Source organism: Stenotrophomonas sp. LGBM10, assembly GCF_046736075.1.
Taxonomy (GTDB): Bacteria; Pseudomonadota; Gammaproteobacteria; order Xanthomonadales; family Xanthomonadaceae; genus Stenotrophomonas.
In genome coordinates, this window is the sequence record NZ_CP177163.1 from 3221810 (window position 1) to 3237985 (window position 16176).

15 protein-coding genes are annotated in these 16176 nt (G+C 66.4%); 9 read left to right on the forward strand and 6 right to left on the reverse strand.

Going from position 1 to position 16176, the window contains the following annotated elements; genetic code table 11:
- Positions 1–31 precede the first annotated feature (31 nt).
- The 5 genes from ACLB90_RS13925 to ACLB90_RS13945 all read left to right on the forward strand — a co-directional run bounded on the left by ACLB90_RS13925 (position 32) and on the right by ACLB90_RS13945 (position 5654).
- Positions 32–2143: a peptidase domain-containing ABC transporter gene (locus ACLB90_RS13925; protein ID WP_411850029.1), complete on the forward strand. Its 2112-nt coding sequence runs from the start codon at positions 32–34 to the stop codon at positions 2141–2143.
- Positions 2140–3375: an HlyD family secretion protein gene (locus ACLB90_RS13930; RefSeq protein ID WP_411850030.1), complete on the forward strand. Its 1236-nt coding sequence runs from the start codon at positions 2140–2142 to the stop codon at positions 3373–3375. Before ACLB90_RS13925 ends, ACLB90_RS13930 begins: the two co-directional genes overlap by 4 nt.
- A gap of 22 nt (positions 3376–3397) precedes the next feature.
- Positions 3398–3751, forward strand: coding sequence for a hypothetical protein (locus tag ACLB90_RS13935; RefSeq protein WP_411850031.1), 354 nt, complete (start codon positions 3398–3400; stop codon positions 3749–3751).
- Between the two features lie 245 nt (positions 3752–3996).
- Positions 3997–4527: a hypothetical protein gene (locus ACLB90_RS13940; RefSeq protein ID WP_411850032.1), complete on the forward strand. Its 531-nt coding sequence runs from the start codon at positions 3997–3999 to the stop codon at positions 4525–4527.
- Between the two features lie 77 nt (positions 4528–4604).
- On the forward strand, positions 4605–5654 hold the full coding sequence (locus tag ACLB90_RS13945; RefSeq protein WP_411850033.1) for a suppressor of fused domain protein: 1050 nt from the start codon (positions 4605–4607) through the stop codon (positions 5652–5654).
- A gap of 70 nt (positions 5655–5724) precedes the next feature.
- Here the strand turns inward: ACLB90_RS13945 and ACLB90_RS13950 are convergent, their stop codons facing one another.
- The 5 genes from ACLB90_RS13950 to ACLB90_RS13970 form a co-directional block, all read right to left on the reverse strand.
- Positions 5725–6336 carry a glutathione S-transferase N-terminal domain-containing protein gene (locus ACLB90_RS13950; protein ID WP_411850034.1) on the reverse strand — a complete coding sequence of 204 codons (612 nt, stop codon included), beginning with the start codon at positions 6334–6336 and terminating at the stop codon, positions 5725–5727.
- Between the two features lie 88 nt (positions 6337–6424).
- The gene (locus ACLB90_RS13955) at positions 6425–6883 is read right to left on the reverse strand and encodes a cell wall hydrolase (RefSeq protein WP_411850035.1); all 459 of its coding nucleotides are present in this window, start codon (positions 6881–6883) and stop codon (positions 6425–6427) included.
- A gap of 293 nt (positions 6884–7176) precedes the next feature.
- Positions 7177–9210, reverse strand: coding sequence for an FAD-dependent oxidoreductase (locus ACLB90_RS13960; RefSeq protein WP_411850036.1), 2034 nt, complete (start codon positions 9208–9210; stop codon positions 7177–7179).
- 93 nt (positions 9211–9303) lie between these two features.
- Positions 9304–9918, reverse strand: a complete 615-nt coding sequence (locus ACLB90_RS13965; protein WP_411850037.1) for a YczE/YyaS/YitT family protein — start codon at positions 9916–9918, stop codon at positions 9304–9306.
- A gap of 100 nt (positions 9919–10018) precedes the next feature.
- Positions 10019–11044 (reverse strand): zinc-binding alcohol dehydrogenase family protein, encoded by a 1026-nt coding sequence (locus ACLB90_RS13970; RefSeq protein ID WP_411850038.1) that lies wholly within the window; start codon positions 11042–11044, stop codon positions 10019–10021.
- Positions 11045–11416: 372 nt separating this feature from the next.
- On the opposite strand from ACLB90_RS13970, the gene ACLB90_RS13975 reads away from it, so the two are divergent.
- The 4 genes from ACLB90_RS13975 to ACLB90_RS13990 all read left to right on the forward strand — a co-directional run bounded on the left by ACLB90_RS13975 (position 11417) and on the right by ACLB90_RS13990 (position 14763).
- Positions 11417–12508 carry an OmpA family protein gene (locus tag ACLB90_RS13975; RefSeq protein WP_411850039.1) on the forward strand — a complete coding sequence of 364 codons (1092 nt, stop codon included), beginning with the start codon at positions 11417–11419 and terminating at the stop codon, positions 12506–12508.
- Positions 12509–12967: 459 nt separating this feature from the next.
- On the forward strand, positions 12968–13474 hold the full coding sequence (locus ACLB90_RS13980; RefSeq protein ID WP_411850040.1) for a hypothetical protein: 507 nt from the start codon (positions 12968–12970) through the stop codon (positions 13472–13474).
- Positions 13475–13493: 19 nt separating this feature from the next.
- Entirely contained in the window at positions 13494–14333 is an 840-nt protein-coding gene (locus ACLB90_RS13985) for a pseudouridine synthase (protein ID WP_411850041.1), read from the forward strand.
- A gap of 91 nt (positions 14334–14424) precedes the next feature.
- Positions 14425–14763, forward strand: coding sequence for a hypothetical protein (locus ACLB90_RS13990; protein ID WP_411850042.1), 339 nt, complete (start codon positions 14425–14427; stop codon positions 14761–14763).
- 70 nt (positions 14764–14833) lie between these two features.
- On the opposite strand, the gene kbl is transcribed toward ACLB90_RS13990, so the two are convergent.
- Complete coding sequence (gene kbl / locus ACLB90_RS13995) at positions 14834–16045, reverse strand: glycine C-acetyltransferase (RefSeq protein ID WP_411850043.1); 1212 nt, start codon at positions 16043–16045, stop codon at positions 14834–14836.
- Between the last annotated feature and the right edge of the window lie 131 nt (positions 16046–16176).

A 16176-nucleotide genomic window follows, 5' to 3' on the forward strand; every position in this document is an offset into this window, starting at 1 on the left:
ATTTATTGAATTTTTCATAGGTCGCTATTCAATGGAGCGGATAGTTCAATCGGAAGTCGCAGAGTGCGGATTGGCGTGCCTTGCGATGGTGGCTTCGCACTATGGCGATCGCATCGGTCTACGTGGGCTCCGCCGCCGCCACGGGCTTTCACTCAACGGGACCACGCTTGCCCAAGTGATGACGATTGCCGAGCAGATGTGTTTCAACTGCCGTCCGTTGCGGTTAGATATGGAACACCTTGGCCAGCTTCAGCTTCCCTGCATTCTGCACTGGGATCTCAATCACTTTGTGGTGCTCAACCGCGTTCGCAGGCACGCCGTCACCGTGCTCGATCCTGCCGTTGGTGAGCGAAGCTTGTCGCTGCAGGAGTTCTCGCGGCATTTCACCGGGATTGCGTTGGAGTTGAGCCCGGGTGCCGATTTCCGGGCCACCCCGTCTACAGCGGCGGTCGCTATCTCCCAGCTGACCGGCAAGGTGAGCGGGTTGTGGCGTGCACTGGGCATGATCGTGATGTTGTCGCTGGCGCTGCAGGTGTTCGTTCTGCTGGCGCCGTTCTTCATTCAGTGGATCGTCGATCACGTGTTGATTGCAGCAGATCGTGACCTGCTTACTACCCTGGGCCTCGGATTCGGCCTTGCGCTGCTGCTGCAGGTCGCCATCGGTGCGGTCCGCGGCTGGGCAGTCATCCATCTATCCAGTCGTCTGGGTCTGCAATGGCTGGGGAACGTGTTCAGCCATCTGATCAGGCTGCCGCTGGATTTCTACGAGAAACGCCACCTGGGCGATATCACCTCGCGCATGGGCAGCGTGCAGGCCATCCAGCGCACCTTGACGACCAGCTTCGTGGAGGCGCTCATAGACGGGGTCATGGCCATAGTGACCCTGGGTATGATGCTGTTGTACAGCTGGAAGCTGACGCTGGTGAGCTTACTGGCGGTAGCGCTTTACATGGTGATGCGGGGGGTATCGTTCCGTGCGTTGCGCAACGGTACCGAGCGGCAACTCGTTGCAGCAGCCCAGCAGCAGAGCCACCTGCTGGAGTCCATCCGCGGCGTCCAGTCGATCAAGGTGGCTGGGCGAGAAACGCTGCGCCGCTCCGGCTATTTCAATCTGATGAACGACACCGTCAACCGCGACGTGTGGCTGGCCCGCTTTGGCGTCGTCTTTGGCAGCGCCAATCAGCTGATCTTCGGTGTCGAGCGTATCGCAGTGATCTGGATCGGTGCCGTTCTTGCAATGCAGAACGTCTTCTCGGTGGGCATGCTCATTGCCTACCTTGCTTATAAGGAACAGTTCGCACAACGAGTCGGCGGGCTGATCGACAAGTGGATGGAGTTCCGCATGTTGCGCCTGCATGGTGAGCGGCTGTCGGACATCGTACTGGCCGAGCCTGAGATGCCTGCGGTTGATGTCACGGCGGATGGACTGCCGGCACGGTTGCGCATTGAAGTGACTGGACTTGGATTTCGCTACGCGTCCAGCGAGCCATGGGTGCTGCGTCACTGCAGCATGGTCATCGAAGCGGGCGAGTCGGTAGCCATTGTCGGTCCTTCAGGCTGCGGGAAAACGACGCTGATCAAGCTGCTGCTCGGCCTGCTGACGCCTACCGAAGGTGAGATCCGGATCGGTGGCGTGCCGCTGGCCAGGATCGGGATGGAGCAGTACCGCCGCATCATTGGTGCGGTGATGCAGGATGATCAGCTCTTCGCGGGTAGCCTTCGCGACAACATCGCCTTCGAGGATGATGGCCTGGATGACGCGCGCGTTCAGGAAGCGGCGACGCTGGCCGCCGTGCATGACGACATTGTCGCGATGCCGATGGGCTACAACAGCCTGATCGGCGACATGGGCACCACCTTGTCTGGTGGGCAGAAACAGCGGGTGATACTGGCACGGGCGCTGTACCGCCAGCCACGGCTGCTGTTTCTGGACGAGGCCACCAGCCATCTCGATGTAGAGCGTGAGCGACTGGTCAATGACGCGGTACGTCGACTGGATCTCACGCGGGTCATCATTGCCCACCGGCCTGAAACCATTGCCAGTGCCGAACGGGTGCTGGTGATGCATGCCGGGGCGATTGTTGCCGAACACCGGCCGCCGGTGCAGCAGGCGCAAGGCGCTGTAGATGAGGTAAGTGCGTGAGCGGGTTGTACCGCCCGGAGGTACTTGAGGCGAAGCGGGGAAGTTGGTTGGGGAACATCTCGCTTGCACAGCCTGTTCGGCTGTGGGTGCTGGCTATCCTTGGTGCCCTGTCGGCAGCGTTGGTGCTGGGCTTGCTTATTTTTGGGGACTACACGCGTCGCTCTCGTGTTGCGGGCGAGCTCATACCCGATTTGGGTCTGTCCACGGTGGTGGCGCCCTCATCGGGTGTGATCGCCGTGGTGCATGCCGATGAAGGCGATCGTGTTGAGCGCCAGGCGCCCCTGTTGCTGATCAACATACCGCGGGTGACCGCCGCTGGCGATGATGCGCTGAAGGTATTACGCGAGGGCCATCACGTGCGCGTGGAAAGTCTTGCCGCCCTGCACGCATCGCAGGAAGCGCAGTTGCAGGTGCAACAGCGCGGTGGCCGTCAGCAGCGGAATGCGTTGCGACGCGAGCTTGCCCAGATCGAGGACGAGATCCAAACGCGTAGCGAGCAGGTGCGCATCGGCCGTGAGACCGTTCAGCGCTATCGACAGGTCGCTGACCAGGGCTATGTGAGCTTGGTGCAGCTCAACCAGCAGGAGCAAGGGGTGCTTGATCTGCTTAACGCACAGCAGGCGCTGCAGCGACAGGCAACCTCACTACGACGCGCGCTGGCGCAGATGGAGCAGGTGCTTGCAGAGGTCCCGCCACAGCGTCGCGCCGCACAGGCATCCGCGGAGCGCGATGGCGCCGCACTGCGCCAGGAGGCCGTGCGTATGGAAGCGGACGGCGAGTTGCTGCTGCGTGCCCCGGTACCCGGAATGGTTGCGAGCCGGTTGGTTGAAGCCGGACAAGCCGTGCAGTCTGGCCAGCCGCTGATCAGTCTGTTGCCAGAAGGTTCCCGGCTGCGTGCCCAGTTGTTGGTGCCCAGTGCGGCGATCGGTTTCATCAAGGCCGGTGACCGGGTGTTGCTGCGCTACGAGGCGTACCCCTACCAGAAATTCGGTAGCCATCATGGCGTGGTCACCCATATCTCGCGCAGTGCAATTGCGGGTCGGGCGTCATCGAGTGAGCCGGTGTATCGTGTACTTGTCGCGCTGGATCGACAGAGCGTATCTGCCTATGGCGTACCTGAGCCATTACGTCCCGGGATGCGACTTGAAGCCGACATCCTGGGGGAGCGGCGCCAGTTATATGAATGGCTGCTCGAGCCGCTTTACTCGGTAAAGGGAAAAGTGGGAAGTTGAGGCCGTTGCCTTCGTCGCGTTGATGTCGCATCTGCATCTGGAAACGGATCCGCGCTTTTTCCACGATCCGCTCCGGACGCAGCGCACGATGCGGATGCGGTACGGAAGGGTCAGGATGAAGCGCAAACCACGCATGATGCTCTGGCTGATGATCCGGCTGTGCGTTGCGGTGCCGGCCGATAGACAACGGCGCGCGTTCTGGCTCAGCGCAGTCTTTTACGGCGCCGAATTCGCGCTGGTGTTCGGGACGTGGAGGTGCGTTCTGGACATGGTGTGGCGCATGCCGGTCGATGCCGGGGACATCGGACGGAGCATGGCGTTCGGGGGCGCTTTTTTCGGCGTGTTGATGGCGTGGATGCGCTCACGTGCGCGGTAGCGCTCCCCACGCGGCTGCCCGCAAGGGGCGTTGCTGCGACGCGTCACCCGTGCCCAGCCCGCTCAGGTAAGCTCCGGAAGTGATCGTTCCCGGCCCATGGCCGGACGCCGCGCGCTGGGGACACGGTGCGCTGGCGGCGCCGGACGTGAGGCGCCGTCAGGAACCATCGCAAGGGGCGCCCCTGCACCAGCCACCGGCTGCGTGCCGGGCGTGGCAATGCAGCAGGTGACAGGGGGAAGCACCACATGGCGTACATCCATGCCAAGACGGCCGCGGGCCGTCAGGAAATCGAAGACCGCGCGCGGCGTCTGCCGCCGTCATTGCGCTCCATTCTGTTGATGGTCGATGGTCAGCGCGATGACGATGCGTTGACCGCCGTGCTGCCGGGCCTGCGCGCACCGGACGACGCCTTGGCGCAGCTTGCCGGGATGGGCCTGATCGAGATCATCGGCGGCGCGGTGGCACCGCCGGCCGCGCGCACGCTCACCGCCGGCCGTGAGCAGGACCCGGACCTGTACAAGCGCCTGTACGACTGGATGAGCGAGTCGGTGCGCAGGCACCTTGGGCTGAAGGGCTATTTCATGCAGCTCAAGATCGAGCGTTGCACCGATGCCGGCACGCTGGAAAAACTGTGGCCGGACATGGCCGCTGCCGTCGCCAAGGCCAGGAGCCCGGCGCTGGCCAGCCGCTGGCTGAGCGATACCCACGCGTTGCTCGACGCACCTGACGCGCCAGCGCCACCGCTGCAGGACACGGCGGCCGCTGTTCCTGGCTGACGCGTGGCGCAGGGCAAGGGTGGTGGTCGCCGCGCACCGGCGTTACCTTGCCAGGCTACACACGCAGGAGCCACGCGATGGACCCCACGAAGGACGATGACGGCACCCCGGGCTGGGATGCCATCAACGCGGCCCTGGCCGCGCTGTATCCCGGCCAGGAGCCGAAGCACTACGGCACGGCGCTGCCCTACACGTTGGGCGGGAAGGATCCGCTGGACGGCATCAGCGTGTACTGGGCCACCGCCCCGCGCCCGCACTGGCACTACGTCACCTACGGCCTCTCCGAGCTGTACGACAAGCAGAGCGACGATGCGCAGACCAGCGGTTTCGGCTTCGAACTGACCTTCCGCCTGGCCGTGGACGACGATGCCGCCAGCCCGCCGACGTGGCCGATGAACCTGCTGCAGAATCTCGCCCGCTACGTGTTCGCTACCGGAAACGTGTTCGAGGCCGGGCATCACATGGATGCCAACGGACCGATCGCGCTGGATACCGACACCTGCCTGCGTCACGTGGCCTTCCTGCCCGACCCGCAGCTGCCGGCGCGCGATACCGCCAACGGCCACCTGTCGTTCCTGCAGGTGATCGGCCTGAGCGATGCGGAGATGGCCGCGATCAAGCGCTGGTCCACCGATGGCGTGCTGCACGCGCTGGAGCCGGGCATGCCGTTGTGGATCACCGATCTGCATCGTGCCTCGCTGCTCGACGATGCGGACCTGGCCCGGCAGGTGGAGGCAGGCAGCGCGCGCGACGGCTCCAGCACCGCGATGCTGTTCGTGGAAACGCTGGCATGGCGTGAGGAGGGAGACAGCACGGTGCTGGTCATCGGCGCCGGCCAGGTACCCAGCCTGCTGGACCTGTTGCCGCTGCGCCTGCGCTACGGCAACCCGTTGACGGTGATCGGCGGCGATCGCGAGTGGACCTTCCAGCCCGGTGAACGCGATGCGTTGCGGCCCGGCGAGGGCGGGATGACATGCACGCTGACCTCGGCGAGCCTGGACGCGCTGCTGCGCGAGGTGCGTGCCCAGCGCGGTCGCTACCCGTTGCCCGGTACCGGTCTGGTGGTGGAGGTGGTGCCCACCACGCTGCGCGACGCGCAGGACAACGTCGTCCGCGAGATCGGCTGAGGGGCGCGTGTTGCCGATAACGAAAGAGCCCGGCATGGCCGGGCTCTTCGTTGATCGTTCGCCGTCGCGCTTAGAGCAGGCCTTCGGCCTTCAGCGCGGCCTGCACGCCCGGGTCGGCGTCCATGCGCTGCTTGAAGGCGGCGATGTTGTCCAGGCCGGTCAGGTCAACCTTGACGCCCGCGGCCCAGCGCAGCGTGATGTAGAAGTACGGATCGGCGAAGCTGCGGAACCCGGCCAGCCACTGGCGGCCTTCCAGCTGCGTGTTGGCGCGTTCGAACAGGCCGCGCAGGCGCTTGTGTGCGGCGGCGCGGATCGCGTCGTACTGGCTTTCGTCGCCGATGTAGTTGCCCGGCCCGAACAGCGGCGAGAACGCCGGGTGCAGGTCCGAGTTGACGAAGGACAGCCAGCGGGTGGCCTCGGCGCGCTGCTGGGCGCTGCCGTCACCGGCCAGACCGGCCTGGGGATAGGTATCGGCGATGTAGCCCATGATGGCCGCGTTCTGGGTCAGCACGAAGTCGCCGTCGACCACCGCAGGCACCGAGCCGGCCGGATTGATGGCCAGGAACGCGGGCGCCTTCAGCGTGTCCTTGTTGAGCAGTTCCACGTCATACGGCTGGCCGGTCCACTGCAGGGCGATGTGGTCGGCGGTGGAGCAGGCACCGGGCTTGCTGTACAGCTTCATGGGAACTCCGTTGCGGATGGTGATGGGTGAGCCGCCCACTATTCCAGAGCGCGCCACGCATCCTCAACGGTATGGCCGTAACAGATCGTTACGACGCGCGCGGCTTGAGTTTCTGCACGCGATAGAACGTGTGGTCGCCGATGGTGGCCACCTGGTAGGCGTTGCGCCAGCTCGGGTTGGCGATGGCCAACGCGGCGAAATGGCTGGCACCGGGCACGATTTCCTTGCGTTCGCCCACCGGCAGCGCCCAGTTGCGCTCGGCGTCGAAGGCCACGGTCATCGCTTCCTGCCACGCGTCGGCGTTGCCCAGCTGGGTGCCGGGGGCCACGATGGTCGGGGCGAACTGCTTGCGCGCGGTGACCACCTGGCACATCGAGTCGCCCCACAGGCCGCTGTCCAGGCGGCGCAGGGCCACTTCCGCGACGGCTTGCTGGCCGCGCAGGGTCTGGTCACGCGCTTCGAGGTAGACGGTCGTGCTCAGGCACAACGAATCGGCGGCCGGCTGCGGCAACAACTGCGACAGCCAGAGAATCCAGGCCAGTTTCATAAATCTCCTTGCTCCGTATGGGCCGCACCTGGCAGTCCATCCGATCGTGCGGACGGGGCGAGGGGTACGACTTGGCGTCATGGGGAGGCGGCCATCGGGGCCGCCCGGGGGCGGACCCGATCAGGATGACGGGTCCGCGCGCTCACTCGAACTGGGTGGTGAGCGGGAAAGTTGGCGCACGATAGGGGGCCATTTCCCAATGCATCCTGAACCTTTGAACTTGACATTCAGGTTCGGAAGGGGGAGAGAATTCCCCCATTCAGGTAGTGCCGGCCGCTGGCCGGCCGCCCGGATTACAGCGCGGCGGCGAGTTCGCTTCCCTGGCGGATCGCACGTTTGGCGTCCAGTTCGGCGGCCACATCGGCACCGCCGATCAGGTGCGCCGACACGCCGGCCGCCTGCAATGCCGCGTGCAGATCACGACGCGGTTCCTGCCCCGCGCAGATCACCACGTGATCGACCGGCAGGGTCTGTTCCTGGTCGCCCACGCGCACGCGCAGGCCGGTGTCGTCAACGCCCAGGTACTCCACGCCGCCGAGCATGGTCACGCCCTTGGCCTTGAGCGTGGCGCGGTGGATCCAGCCGGTGGTCTTGCCCAGGCGGGCACCCGGTTTGCCCGGGCTGCGCTGCAGCAGCCACACCTTGCGGGCGGGGGCTTCCGGTGCCGGTCGTGCCAGCGCGCCACGGCCCTCGAAGGTCGGGTCCACGCCCCATTCGGCCATCCAGCGCGCCGTATCCAGCGCCGGCGAGGGGCCTTCGTGCACCAGGAATTCGCCGACATCGAAGCCGATGCCGCCGGCCCCGATGATGGCCGCCTGCGGGCCCACCGTGACGCGGCCAAGCAGCACGTCCAGATAGCTGACCACCTTGGGGTGGTCCGCACCGGGGAAATCGACCTGCCGCGGGGTGATGCCGGTAGCGACCACCACCGCGTCGAAGCCGGCCAGAGTGGCGACGTCGGCCACGGTGCCGAGCTTCAGTTCCACCCCGGTCTCGGCGAGCTTGTGCCCGAAGTAGCGCAGGGTTTCGTGGAACTCTTCCTTGCCGGGGATGCGCTTGGCGACGTTGAACTGACCACCGATCTCGGTGTTGGCATCGAACAGCGTCACCTTGTGCCCGCGCTCGGCGGCTACCGTGGCGCAGGCCAGGCCGGCCGGGCCTGCGCCGACCACCGCCACGCGCCGGGCGGTGGCGACCGGGCGGTAGACCAGTTCGGTTTCATGCACGGCCCGCGGATTGACCAGGCAACTGGCCGTCTTGTTCTCGAACACGTGGTCCAGGCAGGCCTGGTTGCAGGCGATGCAGGTGTTGATCGCATGCGGCCGACCGCTGCGCGCCTTGTTGGCCCACTCGGCATCGGCCAGCAGCGGGCGGGCCAGCGAGACCATGTCGGCGCCGCCGCCGGCGAGAATGCGCTCGGCCACGTCGGGCATGTTGATGCGGTTGGTCGCGATCAGCGGCACGCCCACGTGCGGCTTGAGCTTGGCGGTCACCCCGGCGAAGGCGCCACGCGGCACCGACGTGGCGATGGTGGGAATACGCGCCTCATGCCAGCCGATGCCCGAATTGATCAGGGTGGCACCGGCGGCCTCGATGGCCTTGGCCTGCTGCACGATCTCCTCCCAGTTGCTGCCGTTGTCCACCAGGTCCACCAGCGACAGCCGGTAGATGATGATGAAATCCGGCCCGCATGCCTCGCGGATGCGGCGCACGATCTCCACCGCGAAGCGCATGCGCTGCGCGGCGTCGCCGCCCCAGCGGTCGGTGCGCTGGTTGGTGCGCGGGGCGATGAATTCGTTGATCAGATAGCCTTCCGAGCCCATCACTTCCACGCCGTCGTAGCCGCCCTCGCGGGCCAGCCGCGCGCTGCGCGCGTAATCGGCGATGTGGCGATCCACGCCGCGGGCCGACAACGCACGCGGGGTGAACGGATTGATCGGCGCCTTCAGCTTGGACGGTGCCACCGACAGCGGGTGGTAGGCATAGCGGCCCGCGTGCAGCAGCTGCAGGCAGATCCGCCCGCCGTTGTCGTGCACCGCACGGGTGACCTGGCGGTGGGGGCGCACCTCCCACGGCCAGGACAACTTGCCGCCGAACGGCTTGAGCCAGCCCACCACGTTCGGGGCGAAGCCACCGGTGACGATCAGGCCGACGCCGCCGGCCGCGCGTTCGGCGAAGTACGCGGCCAGCCGCGGGAAATCGCGGGCCCGGTCTTCCAGGCCGGTGTGCATGGACCCCATCAGCACGCGGTTGCGGAGCTGGGTGAAGCCCAGGTCCAACGGGGTGAACAGATGGGGATAGGCGGTGGATTCGGCGGCTGGCGACATGTCGATACGCTTGCGTACGGAAGCGTGAAGCGTGCCGCGAAACGGCCGCAACGGCAAGGGGCGTCTGCCGGTGGGGGCCGCGGGTGGCCGGTATCAGCGGGTGGCGGCCAGCGGTGTGGGCGGCCTGCGGATGCCGAAGAAGGGCAGGGTGACGCCGCACAGCGGGCCGATCAGCAGGGCGAAGGCGAGGGTGCCCACGCCGACATCGCCGCCGAGCTGCCAGCCGATCACCAGCACCGTGCCTTCGATCAGGCTGCGCACGATCCAGATCGGCCAGCCGGTTCGGGCATGCAGGCCGGTCATCAGGCCATCGCGTGGCCCCGGGCCGAAGCGGGCGCCGATGTACAGCCCGGTGGCCACCGCGACCAGCAGCAGGCCGAGCACGAACGTCGGTATCTGCCATGCCAGGCCGTGCACCTCCGGCAGCAGCCACAGCCCGAACTGCGCGCTGGGGCCGATCAGCATCACGTTCATTACCGTGCCCAGTCCCGGCTTCTGCCGGATCGGCCACCACAGCAGCAGGACCAGCGCGCCGATCACGTTGGTGGCCACCCCGAACGACAGCGGTGTGTTCAGGGCGATGCCCTGGGAGAGCACGTCCCACGGCGCGACGCCGATGGCGGCACGGATCATCACGGCCGCCCCGATGCCATACAGGAACAAGCCCAGCAGCAGCTGGATCAGACGCAGGGGGAGGGACGTGGGCATGGCGCATTCACCGGAAGGGCCCTTGAATGTAGGGCGGGCCGGGGCGCGCCAACAGATACAGATGCCTGCCAATCCGTGCCGACAGCGGCACGGCGGGCGGTCAGTCCCAGCCGGACAGCACCAGCTTGCCGATCACCCCTCCGCTTTCCAGGCGGCGGTGCGCCTCGCGCAGGTTCGCCGCGTTGATCGGGCCCAGCAGGGTATGCGCGGTGCTGCGCAGTTCGCCGGCATCGACCAGGCTGGCGACGCGATTGAGAATGCGGTGCTGTTCGATCATGTCGTGGGTGCGGAAGCGCGCCCGCGCGAACATGAATTCCCAGTGGATGCCGATGCATTTGGCCTTGTAGGGATCGCCGATGCGCAGCGCGCCGCGCGGTTCCACGATCAGCCCCACATGGCCCTGCGGCGCCAGCAGTTCGCCGATCGCATCCCAGTAATGATCTGTGTCGGCCAGATTCAGGACGACCTCGACGGCGGCGATGCCCAAGGCCTGCAACTGCGGCAGCAGCGGCTGGCGGTGGTCGATCACGTGGCTGGCGCCCATCTGGGTGCACCAGTCGCGCGATGCGGCGCGGGAGGCGGTGGCGACCACTGTGAAGCCGGCGTGCCGCGCCAACTGGATCGCGATCGAGCCGACCCCGCCGGCGCCACCAATGACCAGCAGGTGCTGCCCGGCATGCTGGCGGTCATCAAAGTGCAGCGGCATGCGCTCGAACAGCAGTTCCCACGCGGTCAGCGCGGTGAGCGGCAACGCGGCGGCATCGGCCGCGTCCAGGGTGGTCGGCTGGCGTCCGACCAGGCGCTCATCCACCCACTGCCATTCGGCATTGCAGCCTGGCCGGGTGACGTCGCCGGCGTAATAGACCGCATCGCCCGGCGCGAAGGCGGTCACCTCCGGCCCGACCGCCTCGACCACCCCGGCCGCGTCGAAGCCGAGGATGCGCGGCGGGTCTTCCCGGCCCTCGCGCGGGGCACGCAGTTTGGTGTCCACCGGGTTCACCGAGACGGCCTGGACCCGCACCAGCAGGTCGCGTCCCTGCGGTGCACCCGGCGCGGGAAGCTGCAGATCCTGCAGGGCCTGGGGGTCGTCGATGGGGAGGTAACGGGTCAGTCCGACGGCTTTCATGACAGCTCCGATATCGGGGTGATAGCGTCATCATACGGTTGCTGACATTGCTGTTTCTGCGCTGAATCAATGCGGGCTTCGCGCAGGGGAGAAATACTCACCCTTGGCACCCACAGCGGCATGAATCCCGGGAAACCCTTGTCATCAAAGGCGCTTGCGCAATTTCATCAACCTGTATACGGTGCCACCCGCTGGGCCGGGTAGAGGCCTGGCCGTTCTCTTCACATGTTACGGGACTGTTAACATCACCTTCACCCTCCTGAGCATAATGTTCGCGGCGGTGGCGTGCTGAATCGGCAGTCTGAAAACGACGCAGTAGTGCTGGCCCATGCCTCTACCGGTTTCATACCCCCGAAATAGGAGCTGTACTCAATGAACAAGAAGATCCTCACTGCCGCGCTGCTGGGCGGTCTGGCTTTCGCCCAGGCTGCATCGGCGCAGGATTTTGACGACCGCTGGTACCTGACCGGTTCGGCCGGCTTCAACTTCCAGGATAACGACCGTCTGACCAACGACGCTCCGTTCGTGACCCTGGGCCTCGGTAAGTTCATCAGCCCCAACTGGTCGCTGGACGGTGAACTGAACTACCAGAACCCGAACTTCGACGCCAACCAGGATCTGAACTGGAGCCAGTACGGCGCCTCGATCGACCTGCGTCGCCACTTCATCTCCGAAGGCCGTGGCTGGAACCCGTACCTGCTGATGGGTCTGGGCTACCAGAAGTCGGAAGAAGAGTACCCGGCTCTGGACAACAACGGTCCGCGTGAGCGCAAGGACGGCAACTTCGCCGCCAAGGTCGGCGTTGGTCTGCAGACCACCTTCGAAAAGCGCGTTGCTGTGCGCGCCGAAGTGGCCTACCGCGCTGACTTCGACGACCAGAGCATCTCTGCTCCGACGGAAGACTGGTTCGGCGACGTGCTGGCTTCGGTCGGCGTCGTGATCCCGCTGGGCCCGGCCCCGACGGCTGCTGTGGTTGCGCCGGCTCCGGTTGCTCCGAGCTGCGCCGACCTGGATGACGACGGCGACGGCGTCAACAACTGCGACGACAAGTGCCCGAACTCCCAGCCTGGCCAGACCATCGGTCCGGACGGCTGCCCGGTGCCGGTCTCCATCGACCTGAAGGGCGTCAACTTCGACTTCGACAAGTCGACCCTGCGTCCGGACGCCGTGGCGATCCTGAGCGAAGCTACCGAGATCCTGAAGCGTTACCCGGATCTGCGCGTTGAAGTGGCCGGTCACACCGACTCGAAGGGCACCGACGCGTACAACCAGAAGCTGTCCGAGCGTCGCGCCACCACCGTGTATGACTACCTGACCAAGAACGGCGTGTCCGCTTCGCGTCTGGTGGGTCCGATCGGTTACGGCGAGAGCCGCCCGATTGCTCCGAACACCAACCCGGATGGTTCGGACAACCCGGAAGGCCGTGCAAAGAACCGTCGTACCGAGCTGAACGTCCAGAACTAATCCTTCTGGTAGTACAGCCTCAGAAGAGGGCCCGGCATTGCCGGGCCCTTTTTTTTTCGCCGAACACGCGAACAGCCGGACAGGCGAAAAGCTGTCGTTGCCTTGGGTTTCCAGGCTGGGCGGGGGTGTGTGGGTTCGCGGGGCACGCCGCAAGTACGTCCCTGTAGGCTCGTGCGCCGCATCCATGCGGCGCAACGGCCCGCGAACCCACACACCCCCACCCTCGACAGGGGGCCGGTGGCCAATGAAGAGCGGCGAGTTAAAGCAGCCAGGGCCGTCGCGCTCCGACTGTCCTGTGCGCACCCACCTCTACCGGCCCAGCTCGACAAAGCCGGTGTAGGCCGCATCTGATCTTTGCTTTAAATCCAACAAGTTGCCGTATTCATTGAATGTGGGACCTTGAAAGCCGTTGTGGCGCTGTTAAACTCGGCGCGTCGACCCCTTTCCTGGATGCATCCCATGCTGCGTATCGCACTGGCCACCGTGCTTGGCCTGGCCCTGGTTCCCGCCGCCCACGCAGCCGTGGATTGCTCGGCGAACACCAGCGCTTCGCCGCTGCCGCTGCCGGCCACCGCGATCGCGCCTGTGGCCGATGAGCTGTATATCCGCAACGTGCAGCTGGGCATGCCGGCTGGCGTGCTGACCTCCAATTTCGATCAGCATCAGTCGCTGGACCGCGTGCTGCAGCGCCTGCGCATCGATGGCTGCCAGAACATCGCCAAGGCGATGCCGGGCGCACCGGCGATCAAGCCGAACGACCCGGCGGCCTACAAGCCGCAGACCGAATTCGACAACACGCCCTGGCGCTTCGACATGAGCCAGAACGGCAAGCGCATGACCGCCGAGGAATTCGACGCCTGGATGAAGGCGCGCGGTGTGCGCGTGGTCAAGGCGCGCCCGGCCCCGGCTGCCGTGCCAGCCGCCGCTGAAGCACCGGCCGACACCAAGCCGGGCGAGAAGAAGTAAGCCGCCGCGCGCGGAGACCATGACCACACGCCGGCCCCCCGCCGCGTCCGCATCCCGACCACGCCGCCCCGAGCGGCGTGCGTCCCCGCAGAACACCTCCTCCAGCAGCAGTGCCGGCGCGGTACGCCACGGGCTGGCCCGGGTGCTGTCCAAGGCCGGCCTGTGCTCGCGCACCGAAGCGGCGCGCTGGATTGCCGATGGGCGGGTCACGGTGGATGGCCGGGTCATCAACAACCCCGAATACCCGATCATCGATGGGCGCCACCAGGTGCGCGTGGATGGTCGCGCGCTGGATGCGCCGCGGCGCATCCACCTGATGCTCAACAAGCCGCGCGGGCTGGTCACCACCGCGCAGGATGAGCAGGGCCGCGAGACGGTCTACCGCTGCTTCGACGGTGCCGGCCTGCCGTGGATCGCGCCGGTGGGGCGCCTGGACAAGGCCAGCGAAGGGCTGCTGCTGTTCAGCAACGACCCGCAGTGGGCGGCGCGCCTCACCGACCCGGCCACCGGGCCGGACAAGACCTATCACGTGCAGATCGACACGATCCCGGATGCGGCGCAGCTGCAGGCGCTGTGCGCCGGCATTGACGACGACGGCGAGCGGCTGTGTGCGCGCCGCGTTGATCTGCTGCGCAGCGGCGAGAAGACCGCCTGGCTGGAAGTCGTGCTGGAGGAAGGGCGCAACCGCCACATCCGCCGCCTGCTGGCCGCCTTCGACATCACCGTGCTGCGCCTGGTGCGCGTGGCCATCGGGCAGCTGCCGATGGGCGAGCTGGGCAAGGGCGCCTGGCGCGAACTCAGCCAACACGATCTGGACCTGCTGTACGCCGCGGCCAAGGGCGCTGCGGCCTCACCGTGACCTCGTGGCCTGCCGGCATGTGGCAGGCCAGTCGACCCGGGCAATGGATGGCCTCCGAAGGGACATTCCGTTCATCACCGGGAGTAAGACCATGCACATCAGCACCTTCCACCGTTCCCTGTTCCGCAGCGCCTGCCTGCTGGTACCGGCCGCGCTGCTGAGCGCCTGCGGCGGCCACAGGCAGGCGGCCAAGGCGCCGCCACCGGCGGCCGACCAGATTGTGGAGATCCGCACGCCGGAGCTGGATGGCCGCGGCAGCTACCGGTTCCTGATGAGCGACGGCGACAAGCGCATGAGCGCCGACGAATTCGATGCCTGGATGAAGGCCAACGGCATCCGCGTGGCCAAGGGCAACGCAGCGGATCGCGCCGCTGCGGCGGTGGTGGTGGCCAGCAAGGAAACGGCGAAGGACAAGAAGAAAAAGAAATGACGCGCGGCGCGAGCCAATGATGGGCCAAGGTGTAGAGCGGGGCAGAGCCCCGGTCTACACCCCGCGCTGATCAACCCTTGATCACGCCCAGCTCGACGCCGATACGGGTGAACGCGCCGATCGCGCGGTCCAGGTGCTCGCGGGTATGGGCGGCGCTGATCTGGGTGCGGATGCGCGCCTGGCCCTTGGGTACCACCGGGAAGAAGAACCCGATCGCGTAGATGCCTTCCTCGAGCAGGCGCTCGGCGAATTTCTGCGCGAGCGGCGCGTCGTACAGCATCACCGGGCTGATCGGATGCACGCCCGGCTTCACGTCGAAACCGGCCGCCGTCATCTTTTCGCGGAAGTAGGCGGTGTTGTCGGCCAGCGTGCTGCGCAGGTCGCCGGCGGCGGCCAGCATCTCGAAGGCCTTGATGCCGGCGGCCACCACGTGCGGCGGCAGCGAGTTGGAGAACAGATACGGGCGCGAGCGCTGGCGCAGCAGTTCGATCACTTCGGCGCTGGCGGTGGTGAAGCCGCCCAGTGCGCCGCCCATCGCCTTGCCCAGCGTACCGGTGATGATGTCGATCTTCTCCAGCACGCCCTTGACCTCGGCCGAGCCGCGGCCGGTGGCGCCAAGGAAGCCGGTGGCATGGCATTCGTCGATGTGCACCAGCGCGTTGTACTTCTTCGCCAGCGCGGTGATCTCATCCAGCGGCGCAATGAAGCCATCCATCGAGAACACGCCGTCGGTGGTGATCAGCTTGGTCCTGCAGCCGGCGGCATCGGCGGCCTGCAGCTGGGCTTCCAGGTCGGCCATGTCGCAGTTGGCGTAGCGGAAGCGCTTGGCCTTGCACAGGCGCACGCCGTCGATGATCGAGGCATGGTTGAGCGCATCGGAGATGATCGCGTCGTTTTCGCCCAGCAGCGGCTCGAACAGGCCACCGTTGGCGTCGAAGCAGGCCGCGTACAGGATGGTGTCCTGCTTGCCGAAGAAGTCGGCGATCTGCTTTTCCAGCTGCTTGTGCAGGTCCTGGGTGCCGCAGATGAAGCGCACCGACGCCATGCCGAAGCCGTGGCTGTCCAGCGCATCCTTGGCCGCCTGGATCAGGTCGGGGTGGTCGGCCAGGCCAAGGTAGTTGTTGGCGCAGAAGTTCAGCACGGTGCGGCCGTCGTCCAGCGTGATCTCGGCCGACTGGGGGCTGGTGATGATGCGCTCGGACTTGAACAGGCCCTGGGCGCGGATCGCCTCCAGTTCTTCAACGTAGTGCTGGGTCAGCGGGGCGGGGGTGGCGTCGCTCATGGCAGGCAGTCTTCGGCACGGGAAAACCGGGATTTTACCTGTCGCCGCCGGTGCCGGGGCCGCGGGGTGGTGGCCGCCGGGCGCGGGTGTGACGGGGAATGGTTGCGCACGTGATTGTTGCATCGCAATAT